Consider the following 17,980-nt stretch of genomic DNA (forward strand, 5'->3'; position numbering starts at 1 on the left):
GAGGACTGACAGGTTCAGCGTGGGCGACGGCGATCAGCAGCCGATCAGTACGCTCCGACGCCGCGGACCCGCGGCACGGAAGATGGAGGGCATGCGAATCGACGTACTCGGTGCCGTGCGGGCCTTCGACGACGACGGCACTCCGGTCGACCTGGGCGGGCCCCGCCACCGTGAGGTGCTCGCCCGGCTTGTCGCCGCCGGGGGACGGTTGGTCGCCACCGACACCCTCGTGGACGACCTGTGGGCCGAGCCGCCGGTGCGCGCCGTGGGGGCGTTGCGTACGTTCGTAGCCGCGCTGCGCCGCGCCATCGAACCCGGCCGGACGCCGCGCACCCCGCCGCGCGTCCTCGTCACTGAGGGCCCCGGCTACGCGCTGCGCCTGCCGCGCGACAGCGTGGACGTCCACCGGTTCGAGGACGCCCTGGCCCGCGCCCGGCGTACGCCCGATGCGCTGACCGACCTGGACGCCGCCCTCGCAGCCTGGCGCGGCCCCGCCTATGCCGACGTGACCGGCTCCGCGTGGGCCGAGCGCGAACGGACCCGGCTGGAGGAGCTGAGGCTGGAAGGGCTGGAACTGCGAGCCCGCCTCCTCCTCGACGCCGGTTCGGGAGCCGAGCTGGTCGCCGAACTGGGCGCCCACGTCACCGAACATCCCTGGCGTGAACCGGCCTGGGGGCTGCTGGCCCGCGCACTGCACCGGGCAGGCCGTCAGGCGGACGCCCTGGCCACCCTCCGCCGCGCCCGCACGATGCTCGCGGACCAGCTCGGGCTCGACCCCGGTGCCGACCTCCGACGCCTGGAGACGGACATCCTCCGCGGAGCCACGACGCTCCATCCCCCTCGTACCGTCTGGACGGCGAGCGTACGACTCGGACCGCGCACCACCACGGAACTGGCCCGCACGCTGGCGCTCGCGGGTGGTGACGCCCTCATCCACTCACGACGCGACCGCCTCGCCGCCGTCGAGGCGGCGGAGCGCACCGGAGACATCACCCTGACCGCCCGTGTCATCGGCGCCTACGACGTGCCCGCCCTCTGGACCCGAGCCGACGATCCCGCTCAGTCCCGCGCCGTCGTGGCGGCGGCCGAGCGTACCCTCACCGCCCTCGGTACCGACGGCCCCGCCGAACTGCGCGCCCGCCTGCTGGCCACCGTCGCGATCGAGAGCCGCAGCGCCGATCTGTCCGTCGACGAACGAAGGCGCGCCGAGCAGGCGGCGCGCGAGGGCGAGGAGCTGGCCCGGGAGCTGGGCGATGCCGCCCTGCTGGTGTTCGCCCTCAACGGCGTGTTCCTCCACTCCTTCGCCCGGCCCGGGCTCGCCACGACCCGGGACGCGATCGGCTCCGAGATCCTCGACCTGGCCGCCCGGAACAAGCTGCCGGACTTCGCCGTGCTCGGCCGACTCATCCGCATGCAGTCCGCATCCGCCCTCGGCGACCTCGACGCCGCTACCGCACACGCCGAAGCCGCCGAGCAACTCGCCGTCAGCACCGAGGCCCTGCTCGTCCCCGTCCTCACCGGCTGGTTCCGGGCCCGGGCCACCGCCGCCCGCAGTACCGAACCGGGCGGGCCGACCGCCGCCACGGCCGCCGCGCGCTACCGCGCCGCCGAAGACGCCCTCGCCGAGACAGCGGCCATGCCGGGGCTGCACCGGGGGCTGTTCGCCCTCGCCCTCCTGGGCCTCCGTCTCCTGCACGACCGTCCCGCGCCCACCGATCCCGCCCTCGACTGGGGCCCGTATCGCCCTTGGACGCAGCCCTTGGTGCTGCTGGCCCGCAAACGGGACGAAGAGGCCCGTACGGCCCTGACCATGACACCCGAACCGCCCCTTGATCACATGCAGGAGGCCCTCTGGTGCCTGACCGCCCACGCCGCCGCCGGCCTCGGCGAGCGCCGGATCGCCGCCCGCGCGGCAATGGCCCTGCACGCCGCCCGCACCGAACACGCGGGCGGGGCGAGCGGGATGCTGACGCTGGGGCCGGTGGCGCGGTACCTGGCGGAGGCGGAGGCGTGCGCCGACACGCACTGACGGCCATCGTCCGCGGAGCCGCTCCCCGGCTGCCCGCTCCGCCTTGACTGGAAAACGTCGCCCCCGGATGAGCCCGGCCATCGACGCCGCCTTCGCCCTGGCCCCCTCCCACGCGGAGATACCGCTGCACTACAGATGCTTGTGCCAATCGGGTGCCATCGTCGCCCAGTCGGTGCCGCGACCGTGACAGCCGAACCATCGGCGGCTGCAATGGCGAGGGGTCCGGGGCCGCACACCATCTGACGGCCCGGGCATCGAGCGGAGGGCGGTTACATGTCTGCGAGCAGTACCGAGGACATTCCGCGTCGCGTGGGTGACGCGTTCAGGTTCGATCAGCAGATCGTCTTCGAGGACATGCAGCTGAGTAGGCTGCACTACCACCTCCTCCGGCTGACCACCGTCGGCCTCGGCGGGGAGGACGTAGCGGAGCTTCGTGAGCTCGGCCGGCTGGCTTTTGAGGGCGCCGACGTCGGCGCGCAGTGCGACAGGATCCGGGGCCGCGACGGTGCCGGCGTCGTCGCGGTCGCGATCGCGAGCATCGTTCAGCAGGCCGACGGCCGGACGCCGCTGGGCCACGTGATGCTCGGGGCCGTACTCGGCGCATACGCCTCGATGCTTGACAACCTGGATGCGGACCCGAGGACGATGGCCGTTCTGGGTGCCCTCGGTGGTGCCCTCACGGCCTCGGCGATGCCTCTCGTCCTGGAGCGGATCGACAACGTGGGACTCTCCGACTACCTCAGCAAGGCCGAGTGACGGTACAGCGCAAGTGCGAAGGCCGTCGGCGTGCACATGACCGCAACGGCACTCAGCCATGTACGAGTGAACGCGCCCAGACCGTGAGGTACTGCGTCGGCCCCGTTCACCTCGCGGGGGCAGCGTTTGGTCAGTGAGTTCGAACTCGTGACCAAGCCGCCTTGCCCACCAGTTGGAGATCCGGGCGTTCACCTTCTCCAGGGCAAGCCGTCGGTTCGGGGTTCGTCACATGGAGCCGGGACGTTGTCGGTGGCGGCCGGTACGTTGCAATCATGGGTGTCTATCTGGTGAGTGTCGCCGCGCAGGACTGGTCACGGCCGGGCGAGGACGGGTACGGGGACGTCGCCGCCGCGCTGAACACCGAGCTGGAACGGCGCGGGCTGCCCCCTTACGAGCTGCGGCAGGCTGCACGGGAGGCGCCGGGCTGGTTCGAGGAGAAGGTCAGCCCGTCCATGGACGGTTTCGTGGCGCTGTGCAGGAGGCGGTTGACCGGCGCGGAGCTGTCGGCCCTCCTCGACTGGAGCGTGCTGGTGCCGTTCGCGCTGGAGGAGGAGATCGTGCTCCCCGTCGGCACCGCGTACTCCGGCGAGGAGACAGCGGTCGCCGGGGCCCCGCAGGTGCTCGCCCTGGCCGAGCGGCTGGCCGGTGCCATCGGACTGCCCGTGGACGCGATACCGGCGGGCGAGAATCTCGCACTGAGCCTGTGGTTCCTGGAGGGCGGGGCGGAGCGGACCGCCCAGGTGCGGCCGGGACCGTGGGCCGAGGACCGTGACGCAGCCTTCTACGTGGCGCTCTACCTGCGCGCCGCACAGTACTCCCTGCGGTACGGCTGCCCGATGACCTACTCCTGAGCCACGCCACAGCGGCGGCCGACCGGCCGAAGAGGCCGTACACGGGTCCGAGCCGGGGGCCGTGTCCGCCACGCGCCCGAAGCCGTGTACTACCAGAACACCGCCGCGTCGAGTCGCTCCCGGGAACCCAGCGGCAGCGCTGCGCGCACCTGACCGACGAGGGCCCCCGCTCCGGCCCCGAGCTCCCCACCCTGTGCCGGATGCTCGGCGCGGCAGGTAGTTGCGGACGGGCCCATTGCTGTAGGCCTTGTCCGCCGCGAGGCTGTCAGGCTTCTTGCGAGGCCTGCCCGTCCCGCCTCTGGGGATCTTCTCCAGCACGGGCTTGAACCGGGTGCAGTCAGCCTGCTTGTCCCGGCGTGACGATCAGGGACAGCGGGCGGCAGCGGTCCGCCGGACACAGCGCAGCAGCCCCGTCTCGCCGGATCCGCCAGCGGCGGCCATCAAGGGCAGGGCTTCCATGGCGTGGGCGCGCTCATCGGTGGCGAGGTCGTCGACAGTGACCCGCAAGTCCACAGGAGCGGGTTCGTCGGTGAGGCAGAGCCATCCGATCGCGGCGGCCATCCGACCTCAGGTGCCTGTGTCCGGTCCCGTAACCGACCGCGCATCCGCGCGGCGGTCCGCGCGTGGGGTCAGGCACGGTTGGCCTCGGCGAAGGCGAGGACCAAGGCGGCGCGGACGATCGGGTCCTGCTCGACGGCGAACTGGGCACGAAGAGCTGAGCGGACGATCCTATGGGAGTCGGCGGCGGTAGCCAGTGCGTAGGCGGCGTGGACGCGGGGCCCTGGTCGGGCCGGAGTCGTCGAGAAGGGGTTGCAGGAGGGCCGTGTCGGCGGTGATCGCGTAGCGGGCGGCAGCGACCGACCAACCCGCCGGGTAGCCGGTCAGCCTCGACACCGTAGTCGTCATAGAGGTCCCTGCTGGCGTCAGAGCGGTGGAGCAGCAGTTCATCGCGGGAGGCGACGCCGAAATGCCGTGCGCGGGCCGGGGAGGAGAGCCCGGCGAGCGCGTCGACCCAGTGGGGGTGGCGGGTGTCGGCAGCGATGCGCGCCAGGAACGGCACGGCGAGCGCGGCGGCGGCCTTCATTGTCGTTGGCGCACGTGCCGACCACAACGCCCGTCCCGACGCGAACGGGCGCGGAGGTATGCAGCAGGCGGACGGCCTCCCTGACACGATCCCCCTTCGGGAAGTGCTCCCAGGAAACCTCGTCGAGCAGGAATCCGTCCTTGGCCTCGGGCTGGATGGCGGCCACCACTGAGCGCGCCCACGGCGCAAAGGCCGACGCCCAACACCGATCACTCGGCCCTGGCCCTACAGCTCGACGTGACCCCCACGACGCAGCCTCCGGTATCCGATTCCACCACCCCGGCCACGGCCGGAGCCCTCTTGTGACCCCCGCCCCCGTACGACACCCCCTTCTTGGAGAACCTGATGGACAAACACACCTCGGAGCTCATCGAGGCGCTTCGCGACTGGCTGGACGCCGAGAGCCCCGTCACGGGCGACACCGCCAAGGCCATGCGCGTGCTCAAGATCGGCGAGGAGTTCGGCGAGGTCGCCGAGGCACCGCACGGAAGCGTTGGGCGCGAACCCGCGCAAGGGGGCAAGCCACACCTGGGACGACGTCCACAAAAGGGAGCTCTGCGACGTCACCATCACATCCCTGATCGCGCTGGCATCGCTCACCCCTGATGCAAGGAAACCGCTCCAGGAGCAGCTCCAGCACATCGCCGACCGTTCACTCACCTGACGTTTCCCCCAGGCGCCTGCCCGAGAGCAGCACACCGCCGGCCGGCCGCCTGACCCTCGGTCGCCGCCACCGGAAGCCGCGGGTCGGACCGTCGTGCCGAGCGGTCAGCCGATGATGGCGACCGGGGCGTCCCAGGCGTTGCGGTCGACGGTGATGGTGTGACCGCCCCGGGTCTCCTTGCTGTTGGCCTTGTACTGGTGGCCGCGGCTGTGGTCGGTGTACAGCTTCGGGTCCCAGGGCCAGTCCCGGGTGGTGGTCTCCTGACCGTTCCACTGGGCGTACCAGAGGTTGCCCGGCAGGTTCGTGCGGTCCTTGGCGGTGGCGATCGCCGCGGCGCTGGAGCTGCTGAAGCCGTAGAGTCCGGCGCGGTAGGTCTTGGCGCGCAGGGTCTTCGAGAAGGACCGGACGTAGGTGAGGGTGGCCTCGTTGCACGCCTTGTCGGCGATGTTGTAGGACTCCATGTTGAGGTAGATGGGGCTGCCGGCCTTCATGCCGAGGGCCGCGGCCTTGGCGATCGCGTCGTTGGCGTTGCTCACCCCGACCGAGGCCGCGGTGGCCGCGGTGAACCTCTCTTTGTTCCCGCTCCTCTGGCAGGGTGGCTGGGCGCCGACGTACAGGGGGATGACCCGCCAGCCGAGCGTGTCCACGGACTTCACCCAGGACCTGGTCAGATTGGGCTGGGCGCAACCGCGGTTCTTGCCACCGACGTAGACCGCGACGCCGCCGTAGTAGGCGTCCCTCTTCCATGCCTTCATCGCGGTGAGCGAAGGCGCCGTGCAGGCGTCGAACGCCCGGCCCGTGTACGTCTTCTGCGCCGGCCACGCCGGGGCGGCCATCGAGGTCTGCGCCGCGATCCCGGCACCGGCCACGACGACGGCACCCGTCGCCGCCAAGGCGACGTAGCGGCTTCTCCTGGACAACCTGTGCTTCGGCATTCCCCACCCCATGCGACATGTCAAGACGGGCTCCGGTACGCCGGAGCCGGACCGCGATCACTTCCGGCCCAGTCTCGCAGGTCGCAGCAGCGGTCGTTCCCTCGGCCGGCGTCCGGTGCTGTCGCGACCACGCGACAGGAACACGGGCCCGGCGGTGGAGCACGGCTCGAGCCCGGCCGGGTCGGGGTGGTCCGGGCGGTCTCGGTCCGGCGTGACTGGCGGACCTGGCCCGCGAGGCGGCCGGTGGCCCTGAGTACCACCTGACCGTGATCCAGCTGCCGGTCAGCCTGGTGGGCATGGCACCGATCGAGCTTTGCCCCTGGACGGGCGCGGGCCGCTGCGGGCCGCCGCCGGTGCAGGGCTTCGGGTGATGGCGTCAGCTCAGCTGCACGGCGGGGAGCTGGTGGAGACGGTCGGCAAGGAACTGGCCGACCTCATCCGCCCGGGCCCCTGCGCAAGCTTGCCTGCTGGCAACGGCATCATGCCCATGGGTGACAGACGTCCTCGTCTCCGCCTCCAGTGCGGCCGAGCCCCCTTTGGACATCGCCCGACTCCGGGAGATCACTGGTGTACGCACCCCCACATGACCCGGCCACCGAGCAGCGCATGCGCGCCCACCACCTGCGTGCGGCCAAGGCCCTGGCCGCGACGGTCGAACCGGGGGACGAGTTCTGGGGATGGGCCGGGCACACACGGAGCACCCCGGCCCCCACCACCGCCGGTGCGGCCGCATGGCTGCGGCTGGCAGTCGCGCCCGAGGACAAGGCGTCCGGGAAGCTCGGGAAGGGCGCCTGGCAGGCCCAGTCCGCGCTCGGCAGCCTCGACGGACGCCGTCCGGCGCTGATCGGCAGCACGTCGACAATCGGCGATGAACAAGTCGTTGGATCTCGTCACAAGTGAGGCATTGCCAGGGTGACCCAGCGGGACCAGGACGGGTAGCGGCGGACCTGGTGCTCGTCCAGGGCTGCCAGGCCCTTGCCGGACTGGAAAAGAGCTCCTCGACCCGCCACCTTGATCCAGCGACGCGCACCAGGGTGGGCAGCGGCACCGCGGCAGGCGAGTAGCAGCGGTAGTAGGCACGTTCGCCGGTGCTGCGGTTCCGGCGGATCAGCAGCTGCCGGCTCCCGGGCCGGGGCTCGGTGAGGTCGATGACGGCCCAGTCGTAGAAGCGGTGGCCCTTGGCTCCGGCCCCTGCGGACAGCTTCTGCCAGGCCCTCTTGGGTACCTTCCTGGCCAACATGTCGGCGCAAAACCTCCCGGCACCTGTGGTGACTTCGTGCGAGCAGGCCACCGCGAGGACGTAGCCGGCGCCACGTTCCTTCAGCGCGGTGCGCAGCCTCGGGTTGCCGCCGTAGACCTCGTCTCCCGCGACCCAGGCGGCCCGATGGCCGGCGTCGAGGAATCGGGTGACCATGCGAGCGGCCGTCTCCGGCCTGGTCGCGAACTCCGTATTGTCACCGAGGCCGGCGGCCCGGCAGCGGTCGGGATCGGAGGTCCAGGAACGCGGAACAGAGAGTTCCATCCGGGGTCCTGTCCCCGGCCCACTCGGCGATGGTCCAGCAGTTCTTGCGCGGCAGGTCCGACAACGGGCCGAGTACCAACTTCCGGGCCCGGCGTCGGGATTCGACCCGTGTGAAGCGTCCCGCTATCCGGCTCATCAGGCCCTCGAACGCCTCCTGCCGGCAGGCAGGGTCTACGCTGGGAGCTGCGGCCACCGCATGATCGTTTGTCTTCACACACCGATGATCAACGGTGGCCGCACCCGTCTCCACACCGCGTCAGGTCGCGCAGCGTCTGCCTGCCGTCCTGTGTATCGGAGGGCTTGTGCAACGTGGCGAAGTCTGGTGGGTCCAGTTCGACGAGCGGAGGTTGGTCGTACTGCTGTCAGGAGACGAGGCGTCCGGGTTCCAGGTGATGCAGGTTGTCGCTCCGGCGGGCCTCGACATCAGCGGTCTGGGCATCGAAGTGACGGTCGGCGCCGGTGAAGGGCTGCCGCTCGAAGGCGTGCTGCGGCTCGCGTTCCCGCGCCCAGGCTTCACCCCCTGCACGTGGCTGACCATCGTGTCCCGGGACGACCTGATAGAGCGGGCGGCCGTCCTGTCCTCCAGGAAGCTCAGCGAGATCGACGATGCTCTCCGACTCGCTGAACAAGCACAGGAGCGGACCCCGGCAACGACCGCGAAGCTCAGCGAGATAAGGGACGCCCTCCGTCGGGATGAACTCGGGTAGACGCAGAAGGAGCCGACGCCCGCGACGGCATGGGCGATCTCGGGCGAGATGATCCACGCTGGACACCTGCCGCCTCGACGCCCCCCACCATCGAGATCACGATCTACGGCTGGAGTACTAGGGCCTGTCTTCCGGATCAGGCCGGCTGCGAGGCGCTTCCGCCTCCTGGCCGGGTCGAGCGGGGGCTGGTGCGTGCAGCTGCAAGGCGGAGGAGGGCGTCGACGCGATGGGGGTCCCCCCGCTCGAGCGAAGCCGAGAGTGGGGGAGTCGGCAACCGACGACAACGCCGCAGATGCGCGTGCCAGCCCCCGCGACGCCGGCATGATCCGGAAGACAGGCCCTAGGCCTTCACCTCATGCACCACCTCCACCAGGCGGGCGACGAGACTTTGCTACGGCGTCTCGCCCTGGTGTTCTGGCAGTTCGGACCTCCTTTTGAGGCGGTCACCGGCGGCGGGCCGGTGAGGGCTCCGGTCGCATGTTGATGCGCACGCACGATGAGGGAGTCGATCGAGATGTCCCGGTCGATCTCCCCAGCCGCGTCGGCCTCGGCCTGGACCTGCTGAAGCAGGCGTTCCCAGGTTCTGTCGGCTGACCACAGCCGGCGCCGCATGGAACCGCCTTCCACGGGCCACAGGCCACAGGCCGAACCGTTCGCGCAGATCACGCCGCAACGCCGGTCCGCCCCCGGTGCAGATTGGTTCGCCGGCGCCCAACCGGCCGCCGCGCGCCGGGTCTGCTTGCCTGCTCGCACCCGGCGCAGGCATCCGGAGGGCGCCTGCTCCGCGGGTACGACCCGCCACAGGCTTTCCCCGTCGGCACCGTTCAGGCGCCTGGAAGGAACAGGCAGAAAAGGTGACCGTGAGGATCGCGGAGGACTCTCACGTCCTTCTGGGGCTGGTGGTCCTCCAGCGTCGCGCCCAGGGCGCAGGCCCGTGCGGTCTCCGCCTCCAGGTCGTCGACCTGCAGGTCCAGGTGCGCCTGCATCTGCTGGGTTCCCGGGCTCTGCGGCCACACCGGCGGAGTGTGGTCCGCCTCCAGCTGGAAGCTGAGGCCGGGGCGTTCTCTCTCCGGATCCCTCAGGCGGACCCAGTGCGGTTCGCGGTCGACTTCCTGCCAGCCCAGCAGGGCCCGATAGAAGTCGGCCAGGGCGGGAGGATCGGGAGTGCCGAGCACGAAGGCACCGAGTGTTGTCGTCATACCCCCGCTGTCCCCCCGAGGCCCGATCTCATTCATCCGCACGCCGGTGCGTGTGCATCGCCGGTCCCTCGACGGGAAGATGGCCGGCATTGCAGGCCACTTGACGCCGTTGCCACGAGGTACCGGATCGCGTCCAACAGCGCGCGGTGGCAGTATCCCTCCGGCCGGCACCCCCGCCCGCGCATCCAGCCCGGCACCGGCAGCAGCGGCCGGACCTCCGCCCACTCCGTGTCCGTCATGTCCGTCGGGTACCGGCGCTGCCGCTTGGGTCGGTCAGCCGCGTTGCCGCACACGTACGCGAGGCATCACATGACGGAGCGGCCGAGTGGGACCACCCGGCGATCGGCACAGAAGAGTGCAGCGCAGGGGCCTCCCGTTGTCTTATGGATTCGACATCCACGAGCTGTTCAGGAGGCCCCGCCTTCATGCTCCGGCCCCGACAGGACACCCGACCGGGAATCCACGCTCGAGCACCACCGCTCAAGAGCGAAAAGCTTTTACGTGTCGGGATGTTCCGGCAGCGCGAGCCAGTCCGACCAGGAGATCTCGCGGCCGAGGAAGCGCGGCTGCTCGAACGGCCAGTCGGCGGCGATCCACTGCGGCACCAGCGCGTCGAGGGCTTGTTCGACCTTGCTATCCACCAGCTCGTCCACCACCCACCAGGAGATCTCGCCGTCCGCGCCGGCTCTCTCCGGTGGGTCGATGTAGACGCAGCCGAGCAGAACTGTCTCCTCCGCGTCGAACAGCGCGTAGTTGAAGGACTGGTGTGCGGCGATCTCCTTCTCGTGCCGCAACAGGTCGGCCTGGTCGGCCTCGTAGGTCATGGTGGGCGCGGGCCAGCCCCAGGCCGGGCCGAAGATGGTCCACAGCCGCTCGCGCGAACCCATCACAGCCGGATAGTCGAGCGGGGCGTCCGCCTCCCGAATCGGCCGCAGGTGATGACCACCGCCCGGCAGCGGTACCAGGACGGGGTGGACGAAGTCATCGGGAAGCCAGCTCATGGCGCCCGACCGTAGCAGCGCGCGGCCGTCCGCTCCCCTGGATTTTCCCCGCATACCGCCAGGCCCTGGCTAGTGCCGGGCAGGGCCCGCGACCAACGGATCGAAACTCCCGTTCGATCGACAGACTCCGTGATCGGTAGGGCAACGGCTTCCTAGAGAAACTCAGAGCGCTCAGGGCCGGGCGCTCCTATATCGCAGGCAGGACGGGGCTCGTAGCAGCGGTTGTCGCGCCTTCACCGCATAGGGGAGGACGCCGGTTCGAATCGTAACCGTCGCGGCCAGCCCCCAAGAACCTTTGCCGATCGTCTTCCTGCTGGACCCCGCGCCGAGGCCCGCACCACTCAGCCACCCTTCAACGCGGGTGCACCACGCATCGGATACATCACTCAGCGAATCGGAGAAGCCTTGCTCACAGCACAGACATTCCGGAGCATCGAAGGCGCCTACGTGTCTGCGTTACGGCTCGCACCGAGCAGTTCGAGCACCACATCGACGCTCGCGGCAACGTCGCTCTTGAGGTCACCGGAGTCAGGCAAGAGGAGGACCGCCCCTGTTCCCTCACGGAACCGAGATCGGCATGGCCTTCCGCGCGGGCGCGAGTGGCGTGAGCCGTCGTCCGCATCAGGACAAGAGCACCGACTCCACATCACGTTTCCATACCGACGCACCCGGCAGCTCGCGGTCAAGTACGACATCGATGAATGTCGGCCCTTGGCCGGAAATCGCCCCACATGCGCACGCGGGCAGCGCGACCATCGCGCGCACTCCGCCGCCGTCCCGGAACTTATGGGACCCATACCTGTGCAGGTCAAGCGACTGACAGGCAAGATGACGTAACGATTTAGAGGGCTCCGCCCGGAGTGACCGCATCGCTGGTGATCTTCACCGCTTCCCTCCATTTAGGATCACGCAGCCCATGGCGTATCAGGCGTCATGGTGCGATCACAGGAGTCGTGTTGAGATTCAGACAACGAGGAAGGGCGCGAGTCGCGGGCATATCGCCAAGACGCACCGCTCTCGCCGTCGCCGCCGTACTGGTCGCCGAGGCGGCGTTGGTGTCGCTGGGGAGCGGGCAGGCCTTCGCCGCCGCGGACTCCGCCACCACGCGGGCGACGGCCGCGGGCAAGTCCGCCAAGTCGACGGCGTCTTCGGCCGATTCGACGGCCGCCGCGTTGCTGATGGCCCGGTTGCAGGGCCGCAGGATCGAGGTGTTGGCGAAACGTTCCGCCAGCTCGACGACGTACGCCCTGCCCAATGGGCAGCTGCAGACATCCACGTACGCGGCGCCGATCCGGCAGAAGGTCGACGGCGTCTGGCGCAACATCGACACCGCTCTGGCCGACGAGGGCAGTGCGCTGGAGCCGGAGGTGGCCGCCGCCGACATCGCGGTCTCCGACGGCGGGGACACCGCGCTCGCCTCGGTCACCAAGGGCGCGAAGTCGTTCGGGATGGGCTGGGAGTCGAAGCTTCCGACACCTTCGGTGAAGGACGACACCGCCTCCTACGATCTCGGTGACGGCGAGACCCTGACGGTCACCGCGCTGTCGCAGGGGTTCAGCCAGAACGTTGTCCTGGACAAGGCGCCCAAAGGTCCGCTGGAGTACCGGATACCCATGCGGCTCAAGGGACTTGAGCTGTCGGTGGCCGAATCCGGTCACCTGCTGCTGAAGGACGCCGCGGGGAAGCTGGTCGCAGAGGCGCCCGCGCCGATGATGTGGGACTCCTCCAAGGACCGTAGGTCCGGCGAGTCGAAGCACCAGGCCCGCGTCGCCACGAAGGTGGAGACGGCCGAGGACGGGTCGCAGACCCTGGTCCTCACCCCGGACGCGAGCTACTTCACCGACAACAGGCTGACCTACCCGGTCACCGTCGACCCCACCAGCACGCTCGCCGCCTCGGCGGACACCTGGGTCGCCACCAACTACCCCGACTCCCAGGTCTCCTCGGAGGAGCTGAAGTCGGGCACGTACGACGCGGGGACCACCAAGGCCCGCGCCTACCTGAAGTTCGACGTGTCGGCGTTCACGGGCAAGCACATCACCGACACCAACCTCGCCCTGTACTCGTACTACTCCTCGACCTGTGCCACCACCGGTGCGGGCACGCAGGTGCGGCGGATCACCGGGGCCTGGACCAATCCGGACATCACCTGGGGCGACCAGCCCGCCACCACCACGACCGGCGCGGTGACCAGCACGGCGGCCAAGGGCTACAACGACTCCTGCCCGGCCGGCACCGTCGACTTCGACATCGACGCCATCGTGCAGGCCTGGGCCGACGGCTCCACCAACTACGGTGTCCGTGTCGCGGGTGCCTCGGAGACCGACTCCACCACGTGGCGCCGCTACCGCTCCGCCAACTACGTCTCCGGCGACGGCTCCACCGAGCCGCACCTGACGGTGACGTACAACTCCTACCCGGCGGTGCCCAGTTCGACGGCGATCGCGCCCTCGCAGGTCAACGCCTACAACGGCAAGCGCTACGTCACCTCGCTCACCCCGACCCTGTCGTCGAAGGTGACCGACCCGGACGGGGCCAACGTCCAGGCGCAGTACGAGATCACCGCCGACCCGGTGTACGCGGACACCACGTACTCCCTCACGGCGTACGGCAAGACCGTGGCCTCCGGCTCCACCTCGACCCTGGCCATCCCCTCCGCCTCCGCCTTCCCCTCAGGCAGCCATCTTCGCTACCGGGCGCGGGCGTACGACGGTGCGGACTTCGGGTCGTGGTCGGGCTACACGACGTTCGTGCTGAACACGGCCAAGCCGGTCGCACCGACCGTCACCTGTGACACGTACACCCAGAACGGCTGGACCGCCAAGGCCTCCGCCGCCGTGAACTGCACCCTCGACACCTCCTCCACGGACGGTGCCGGCTACCAGTGGGGCCTGGACGACGCGTCCGTGGCGAACACGAAGCTGGACACCACCAACGGCACCGGCGGCGACCCGCAGACCGTCAGCATCAACCCGGCGGACGGCTGGCACACGCTGTACGCGCGCTCCATCGACTCCGGCGGCAACCTCTCCACCGCCAGCACCGCCTACAGCTTCGGCGTCGGCGCCGACGGCGCGGCGATCCTCTCCCCGCAGGACGGCGACACCACCGCCCGCCGGGTCACCCTGGCGGCCAAGGGCCTCACCACCTACACCGGCGTGACCTGGCAGTACCGGCGCGGCGAGACCGACATCTGGCACACCGTGCCCGTCGGTGACGTGACCGCCTCCGGCTCCGCCGTCTCCGCCTGGCCCGTCGCCGTCAGCGGCGGCACGGCGACCAAGCTGGTGTGGAACACCGTCTCCACCCTCGCCGAGGACGGCGTGGTCCAGCTGCGGGCCGCGTTCACCAACGGCACCACCACCGGCTACTCGCAGACCGCCGAGGTCACCCTCGACCGGGACGCGGGCGCCGCCCTCACCAATCAGATCGGCCCGGGCCAGGTCAACGAACTCACCGGTGACTTCACCCTGTCGGCCACCGACGCCTCCGCGTTCGCCGCGAGCGTGGACCGTACGTTCTCCTCGCGTACCAACAGCACCGACACCGAGGGCCAGGCGCAGATCTTCGGCCCCGGCTGGACGTCGGCCGTCTCCGCCGAGTCGAGCGACTACACGCAGATCCGCGAGACCTCCGGCTCCTCTGTCGAGGTACTGGCCGGTGACGGCAGCGCGATCGCGTTCACCGAGACGAGCAGCGGCGGCTGGCAGCCGGAGATCGGTGCCGAGTCCCTGACGCTGATCTACTCGACCACCACGAACATGTTCACGCTGACCGACACCGACGCCAACACGGTCGTGTTCGCGAAGGCGGACCCGGCCTCGACGACGTGGACGGTGTTCTCGTCGGCCTCGGCGGTCGACGACTCGACGGTCACGGTCTTCTCGACGACGGTGGACGTCGGCGGCAAGAAGCTGGCCCGTCCGAGGTACGTGGTCTCGCCGACGAGCGCGGCGACTGCGACGACCTGCCAGACGACGCCGTCCACGAAGGGCTGCCGGGTACTGGAGTACGTCTACGCGCCGGCCACCACGGCCACTTCCAGCACACTGGGCGACTATCTGAACCAGGTCTCGGCCGTCAAGCTGTGGGCCACCACCCCCGGTGCCTCCGCCTCGACCTCCGAGACGCTCGCCTCGTACGCCTACAACGCCTCCGGCCAGCTGCGCCAGGTGTGGGACCCGCGCATCAGCCCCTCGCTGAAGACGGAGTACACCTACGGCACCGACGGCCGCGTAGCCACGTACACCAAGCCGGGCGAGCTGCCCTGGACCTTCACCTACGGCACGGCCGGCTCGGCCCTGACCTCGGGGTCCGGCATGCTCCTCAAGGTTTCGCGTGCCGCGCTCGCCGCGGGCTCCGCGAGCACCACGTCCGGCACGGCGACCACCACCGTCGTCTACGACGTCCCGGTCTCCGGCACCGCCGCCCCGTACCAGATGGACACCGCGACGGTCGCCACCTGGGGACAGGACGAGGCGCCCACCGACGCCACCGCCTTCTTCCCCGCCGACAGCGTTCCGGCCTCCAGCACCGGCGCCGACCTGACAGCCGGCGCCTATTCCCGGGCCACGATCAGCTACATCAACGCGAACGGAGCGGAGACCAACACCCTGAGCCCGGGTGGTGCCATCACCACCACCGAGTACGACCTGCTCGGCAACGAGTCCTCCGACCTGACCGCCGGCAACAGGGAACTCGCCCTGGGCACCTCCGCGGGCGCGGCGACGGAACTGGCCGCCCTGGGCCTGACCGATCTGTCCACCGCCGAGCGCGCCCAGCAGCTGTCCACGGTGCTGGAGTACTCCGCCGACGGCACCCGTGTGACGGACGAGTACGGTCCGCTGCACCAGATCACCCTGGCCGCGGAGCTCACCGGCACCACCCCCGAGTCCACCCTGGCCGCCGGCACGGTGATCCCGGCCCGTGCCCACACCTCCTACGCCTACGACGAGGGAGCCCCGGCAGACGCGGCTGTCTCCGACCTGGTCACCTCCTCCACCACGGGCGCGGCCATCGCCGGCTACGCCACCGACGCGGAGACCAAGACCACGACCACCACCTATGACTGGTCCACGGGCTCCGCACTGGCCACCACCGGCGGCGGCGAGTCCGCGGGCCAGGTGACCAGCTACGACAGCACGGGCCGCGTGGCCACCACCCGCACCCCGAAGTCGTCCGGCTCGGACGCGGGCACGCTGGTGTACACCTACTACGACGCGCACGCCACCGGCGCCTGCGCCTCGACCGAGTGGGACGGCCTGCTCTGCAGGACCGCCCCGGCCGCCGCCATCTCGGGTGGCGGGACCAACCCCGCCCAGGCCGTCACCACTGTCTACACCTACGGCCGGTGGGGCCAGGTCGTCACCAAGGCCGAGACCGCCAACGGCGTGACCCGTACGACCACCACCGCGCCCGACGCGGCGGGCCGTCCGACCGGCACGACCGTCACCGGCGGCACCGGAACAGGCACTCCGGCCACCACCATCACCTACGACGGGGCCACCGGCCAGGTCGCCGGCACCACCGCCAACGGCAAGACGTCCACCTCGACGTACGACGCCCTGGGCCGGACACTCACCTACAGCGACGGGTCGGGCAGCACCAGCTCCTTCACCTACGACATCCTCGACCGCCCGGTGAGGGCGTCCGACTCGGTGCCGTCCACCACCACCTACACCTACGACGCCACCACCGGCCAGGCCCGGTCCATCACCGACTCGGTCGCCGGGACGTTCACGGCCGGTGCCCGCGACGCCGACGGCGCTCTCACAGTTGAGACCCTCCCCGGTGGCTACACCCTGGCCACGACCTACGACCCGACGGGCAACCAGACGTCGGTGACCTACGCGGACTCCTCAGGCACCACCGTGCTCTCCGACTCCGCGACCTACACCATCCACGGCAAGCAGACCGGTCACACCCAGACCGACGGCGGAACCCTGTCCACCGCCTACGGCTACGACGCCTCCGGGCGCCTGGCCCTGGCCACCGACGACGACGGCACGACGACGACCTCGCGCGCCTACGCCTTCGACACGGACGACAACCGCACCTCGCTGACCACCACGGTCACGGCCGCGGGCGCCTCCCCCACCACCTCCAGCACGGCGTACGCGTACGACACCGCGGGTCGCCTCATCGCCGGGGGCTACACCTACGACGCCTTCGGGCGCACCACCCAGGTGGCGGGCAAGACCCTGGCCTACTACACCAACGACCTGGTGGCCAGTGAGACCGTGGGCTCCACCCGTACCACCTGGGGCCTGGACGGTGCCGGCCGCCTGGCCTCCTCGGCCACCGCGACCACCAGCGACAGCGGCGCGACCTGGTCGACCACGAGCACCACGGTGAACCACTACAACTGTGGCTGCGACACTCCGTCCTGGACGGTCACCACCGCGGGTTCCGCCTCCGCTGTCAGCCGGAATGTCCCCGACCTCTCCGGCGGCCTGGCCGTCACCACCGGTGCCACCGGCGGCACGGTCCTCCAACTGGCCAACCTGCACGGTGACATCTCCGTCCGGCTGGACCTGGCGACGTCCGCCGCCGCGGTCCAGCGCTACGACGAGTACGGCAACCCGCTGGACGCCACGGCCGCCGCGGCGAAGTACGGATCCCTGGGCGCCTACCAGAAAGCCACCGACGGCCTGGCCGGATACACCCTCATGGGCGTCCGCGTCTACGACCCGACCACCGGCCGCTTCCTCCAGAGCGACCCGGTGTACGGCGGCAACACCAGCGCCTACATCTACCCCGCCGACCCGATCGGTCAGTCGGACACCAGCGGTGAGCTGAACTACCGTACTCAGACGAAGAAGACGAAGAACTACACCATCGGCATCAGCAGGAACTGCACCGGAAAGTCCAAGTGCAGCCTGACCTGGTACGTGAAGCTGAAGAGCATCTGGAAGAAGTACGGCGCTCTGAAGTTCGTGTACACCATCGTCCTTCCGATGTACTACGCCAAGAGGAATCAGAGCTACGGCCACCTGGAGCCGGGCACCTACGTCTTCCACGGTTCCTGGGGTGTCCCGAACGGGAGAGGAAGACCGGAGTCGGACCGCGGGAAGTACAGAGCCATGGGCATGACCTTCTGGTTCGACTGGACGGACAACGTCGAATTCAGCGGTAAGTTCACCGTCATGAACATCTGCGTCAGGAACCCGACCCTGAACGTCTACGCCCTCTTCACCTGAGACACCTCGGGTTGATCACCGCCGGGGGAGAAG

General features: G+C 70.0%; 10 protein-coding genes and 1 pseudogene. 7 read left to right on the forward strand and 4 right to left on the reverse strand.

From position 1 onward, the window contains the following. The first annotated feature begins 91 nt into the window (after window positions 1-91). The 4 genes from ACIQ6Y_RS19460 to ACIQ6Y_RS19475 all read left to right on the forward strand — a co-directional run bounded on the left by ACIQ6Y_RS19460 (window position 92) and on the right by ACIQ6Y_RS19475 (window position 5,326). Entirely contained in the window at window positions 92-2,029 is a 1,938-nt protein-coding gene (locus tag ACIQ6Y_RS19460; RefSeq protein WP_404040228.1) for a BTAD domain-containing putative transcriptional regulator, read from the forward strand. 309 nt (window positions 2,030-2,338) lie between these two features. Further along, window positions 2,339-2,785, forward strand: a complete 447-nt coding sequence (locus ACIQ6Y_RS19465; protein ID WP_404040231.1) for a hypothetical protein — start codon at window positions 2,339-2,341, stop codon at window positions 2,783-2,785. A 272-nt stretch (window positions 2,786-3,057) separates the two neighbouring features. After that, on the forward strand, window positions 3,058-3,636 hold the full coding sequence (locus ACIQ6Y_RS19470; RefSeq protein WP_404040234.1) for a hypothetical protein: 579 nt from the start codon (window positions 3,058-3,060) through the stop codon (window positions 3,634-3,636). Window positions 3,637-5,065: 1,429 nt separating this feature from the next. Then, complete coding sequence (locus tag ACIQ6Y_RS19475) at window positions 5,066-5,326, forward strand: hypothetical protein (protein WP_404040237.1); 261 nt, start codon at window positions 5,066-5,068, stop codon at window positions 5,324-5,326. Window positions 5,327-5,488: 162 nt separating this feature from the next. Here the strand turns inward: ACIQ6Y_RS19475 and ACIQ6Y_RS19480 are convergent, their stop codons facing one another. After that, window positions 5,489-6,319, reverse strand: coding sequence for a glycoside hydrolase domain-containing protein (locus tag ACIQ6Y_RS19480; RefSeq protein WP_404040240.1), 831 nt, complete (start codon window positions 6,317-6,319; stop codon window positions 5,489-5,491). A gap of 567 nt (window positions 6,320-6,886) precedes the next feature. On the opposite strand from ACIQ6Y_RS19480, the gene ACIQ6Y_RS19485 reads away from it, so the two are divergent. Next, on the forward strand, window positions 6,887-7,219 hold the full coding sequence (locus tag ACIQ6Y_RS19485; protein WP_404040243.1) for a hypothetical protein: 333 nt from the start codon (window positions 6,887-6,889) through the stop codon (window positions 7,217-7,219). A 2-nt stretch (window positions 7,220-7,221) separates the two neighbouring features. On the opposite strand, the pseudogene ACIQ6Y_RS19490 reads toward ACIQ6Y_RS19485, so the two are convergent. Continuing rightward, a pseudogene (locus ACIQ6Y_RS19490) lies at window positions 7,222-7,977 on the reverse strand (IS701 family transposase); the annotation flags it as partial. A gap of 166 nt (window positions 7,978-8,143) precedes the next feature. Here ACIQ6Y_RS19490 and ACIQ6Y_RS19495 point away from each other — a divergent pair. Next, window positions 8,144-8,548: a type II toxin-antitoxin system PemK/MazF family toxin gene (locus ACIQ6Y_RS19495; RefSeq protein ID WP_404041517.1), complete on the forward strand. Its 405-nt coding sequence runs from the start codon at window positions 8,144-8,146 to the stop codon at window positions 8,546-8,548. Window positions 8,549-9,372: 824 nt separating this feature from the next. Here the strand turns inward: ACIQ6Y_RS19495 and ACIQ6Y_RS19500 are convergent. Both ACIQ6Y_RS19500 and ACIQ6Y_RS19505 read right to left on the reverse strand, forming a co-directional pair. Further along, window positions 9,373-9,747, reverse strand: a complete 375-nt coding sequence (locus tag ACIQ6Y_RS19500) for a VOC family protein (protein ID WP_404040246.1) — start codon at window positions 9,745-9,747, stop codon at window positions 9,373-9,375. A 497-nt stretch (window positions 9,748-10,244) separates the two neighbouring features. After that, window positions 10,245-10,748: a GNAT family N-acetyltransferase gene (locus ACIQ6Y_RS19505; protein ID WP_404040248.1), complete on the reverse strand. Its 504-nt coding sequence runs from the start codon at window positions 10,746-10,748 to the stop codon at window positions 10,245-10,247. 956 nt (window positions 10,749-11,704) lie between these two features. On the opposite strand from ACIQ6Y_RS19505, the gene ACIQ6Y_RS19510 reads away from it, so the two are divergent. After that, the gene (locus ACIQ6Y_RS19510; RefSeq protein WP_404040250.1) at window positions 11,705-17,947 is read left to right on the forward strand and encodes a DNRLRE domain-containing protein; all 6,243 of its coding nucleotides are present in this window, start codon (window positions 11,705-11,707) and stop codon (window positions 17,945-17,947) included. Window positions 17,948-17,980 lie beyond the last annotated feature (33 nt).

Source organism: Streptomyces sp. NPDC096205, assembly GCF_044763135.1.
Classification (GTDB): Bacteria; Actinomycetota; Actinomycetes; order Streptomycetales; family Streptomycetaceae; genus Streptomyces.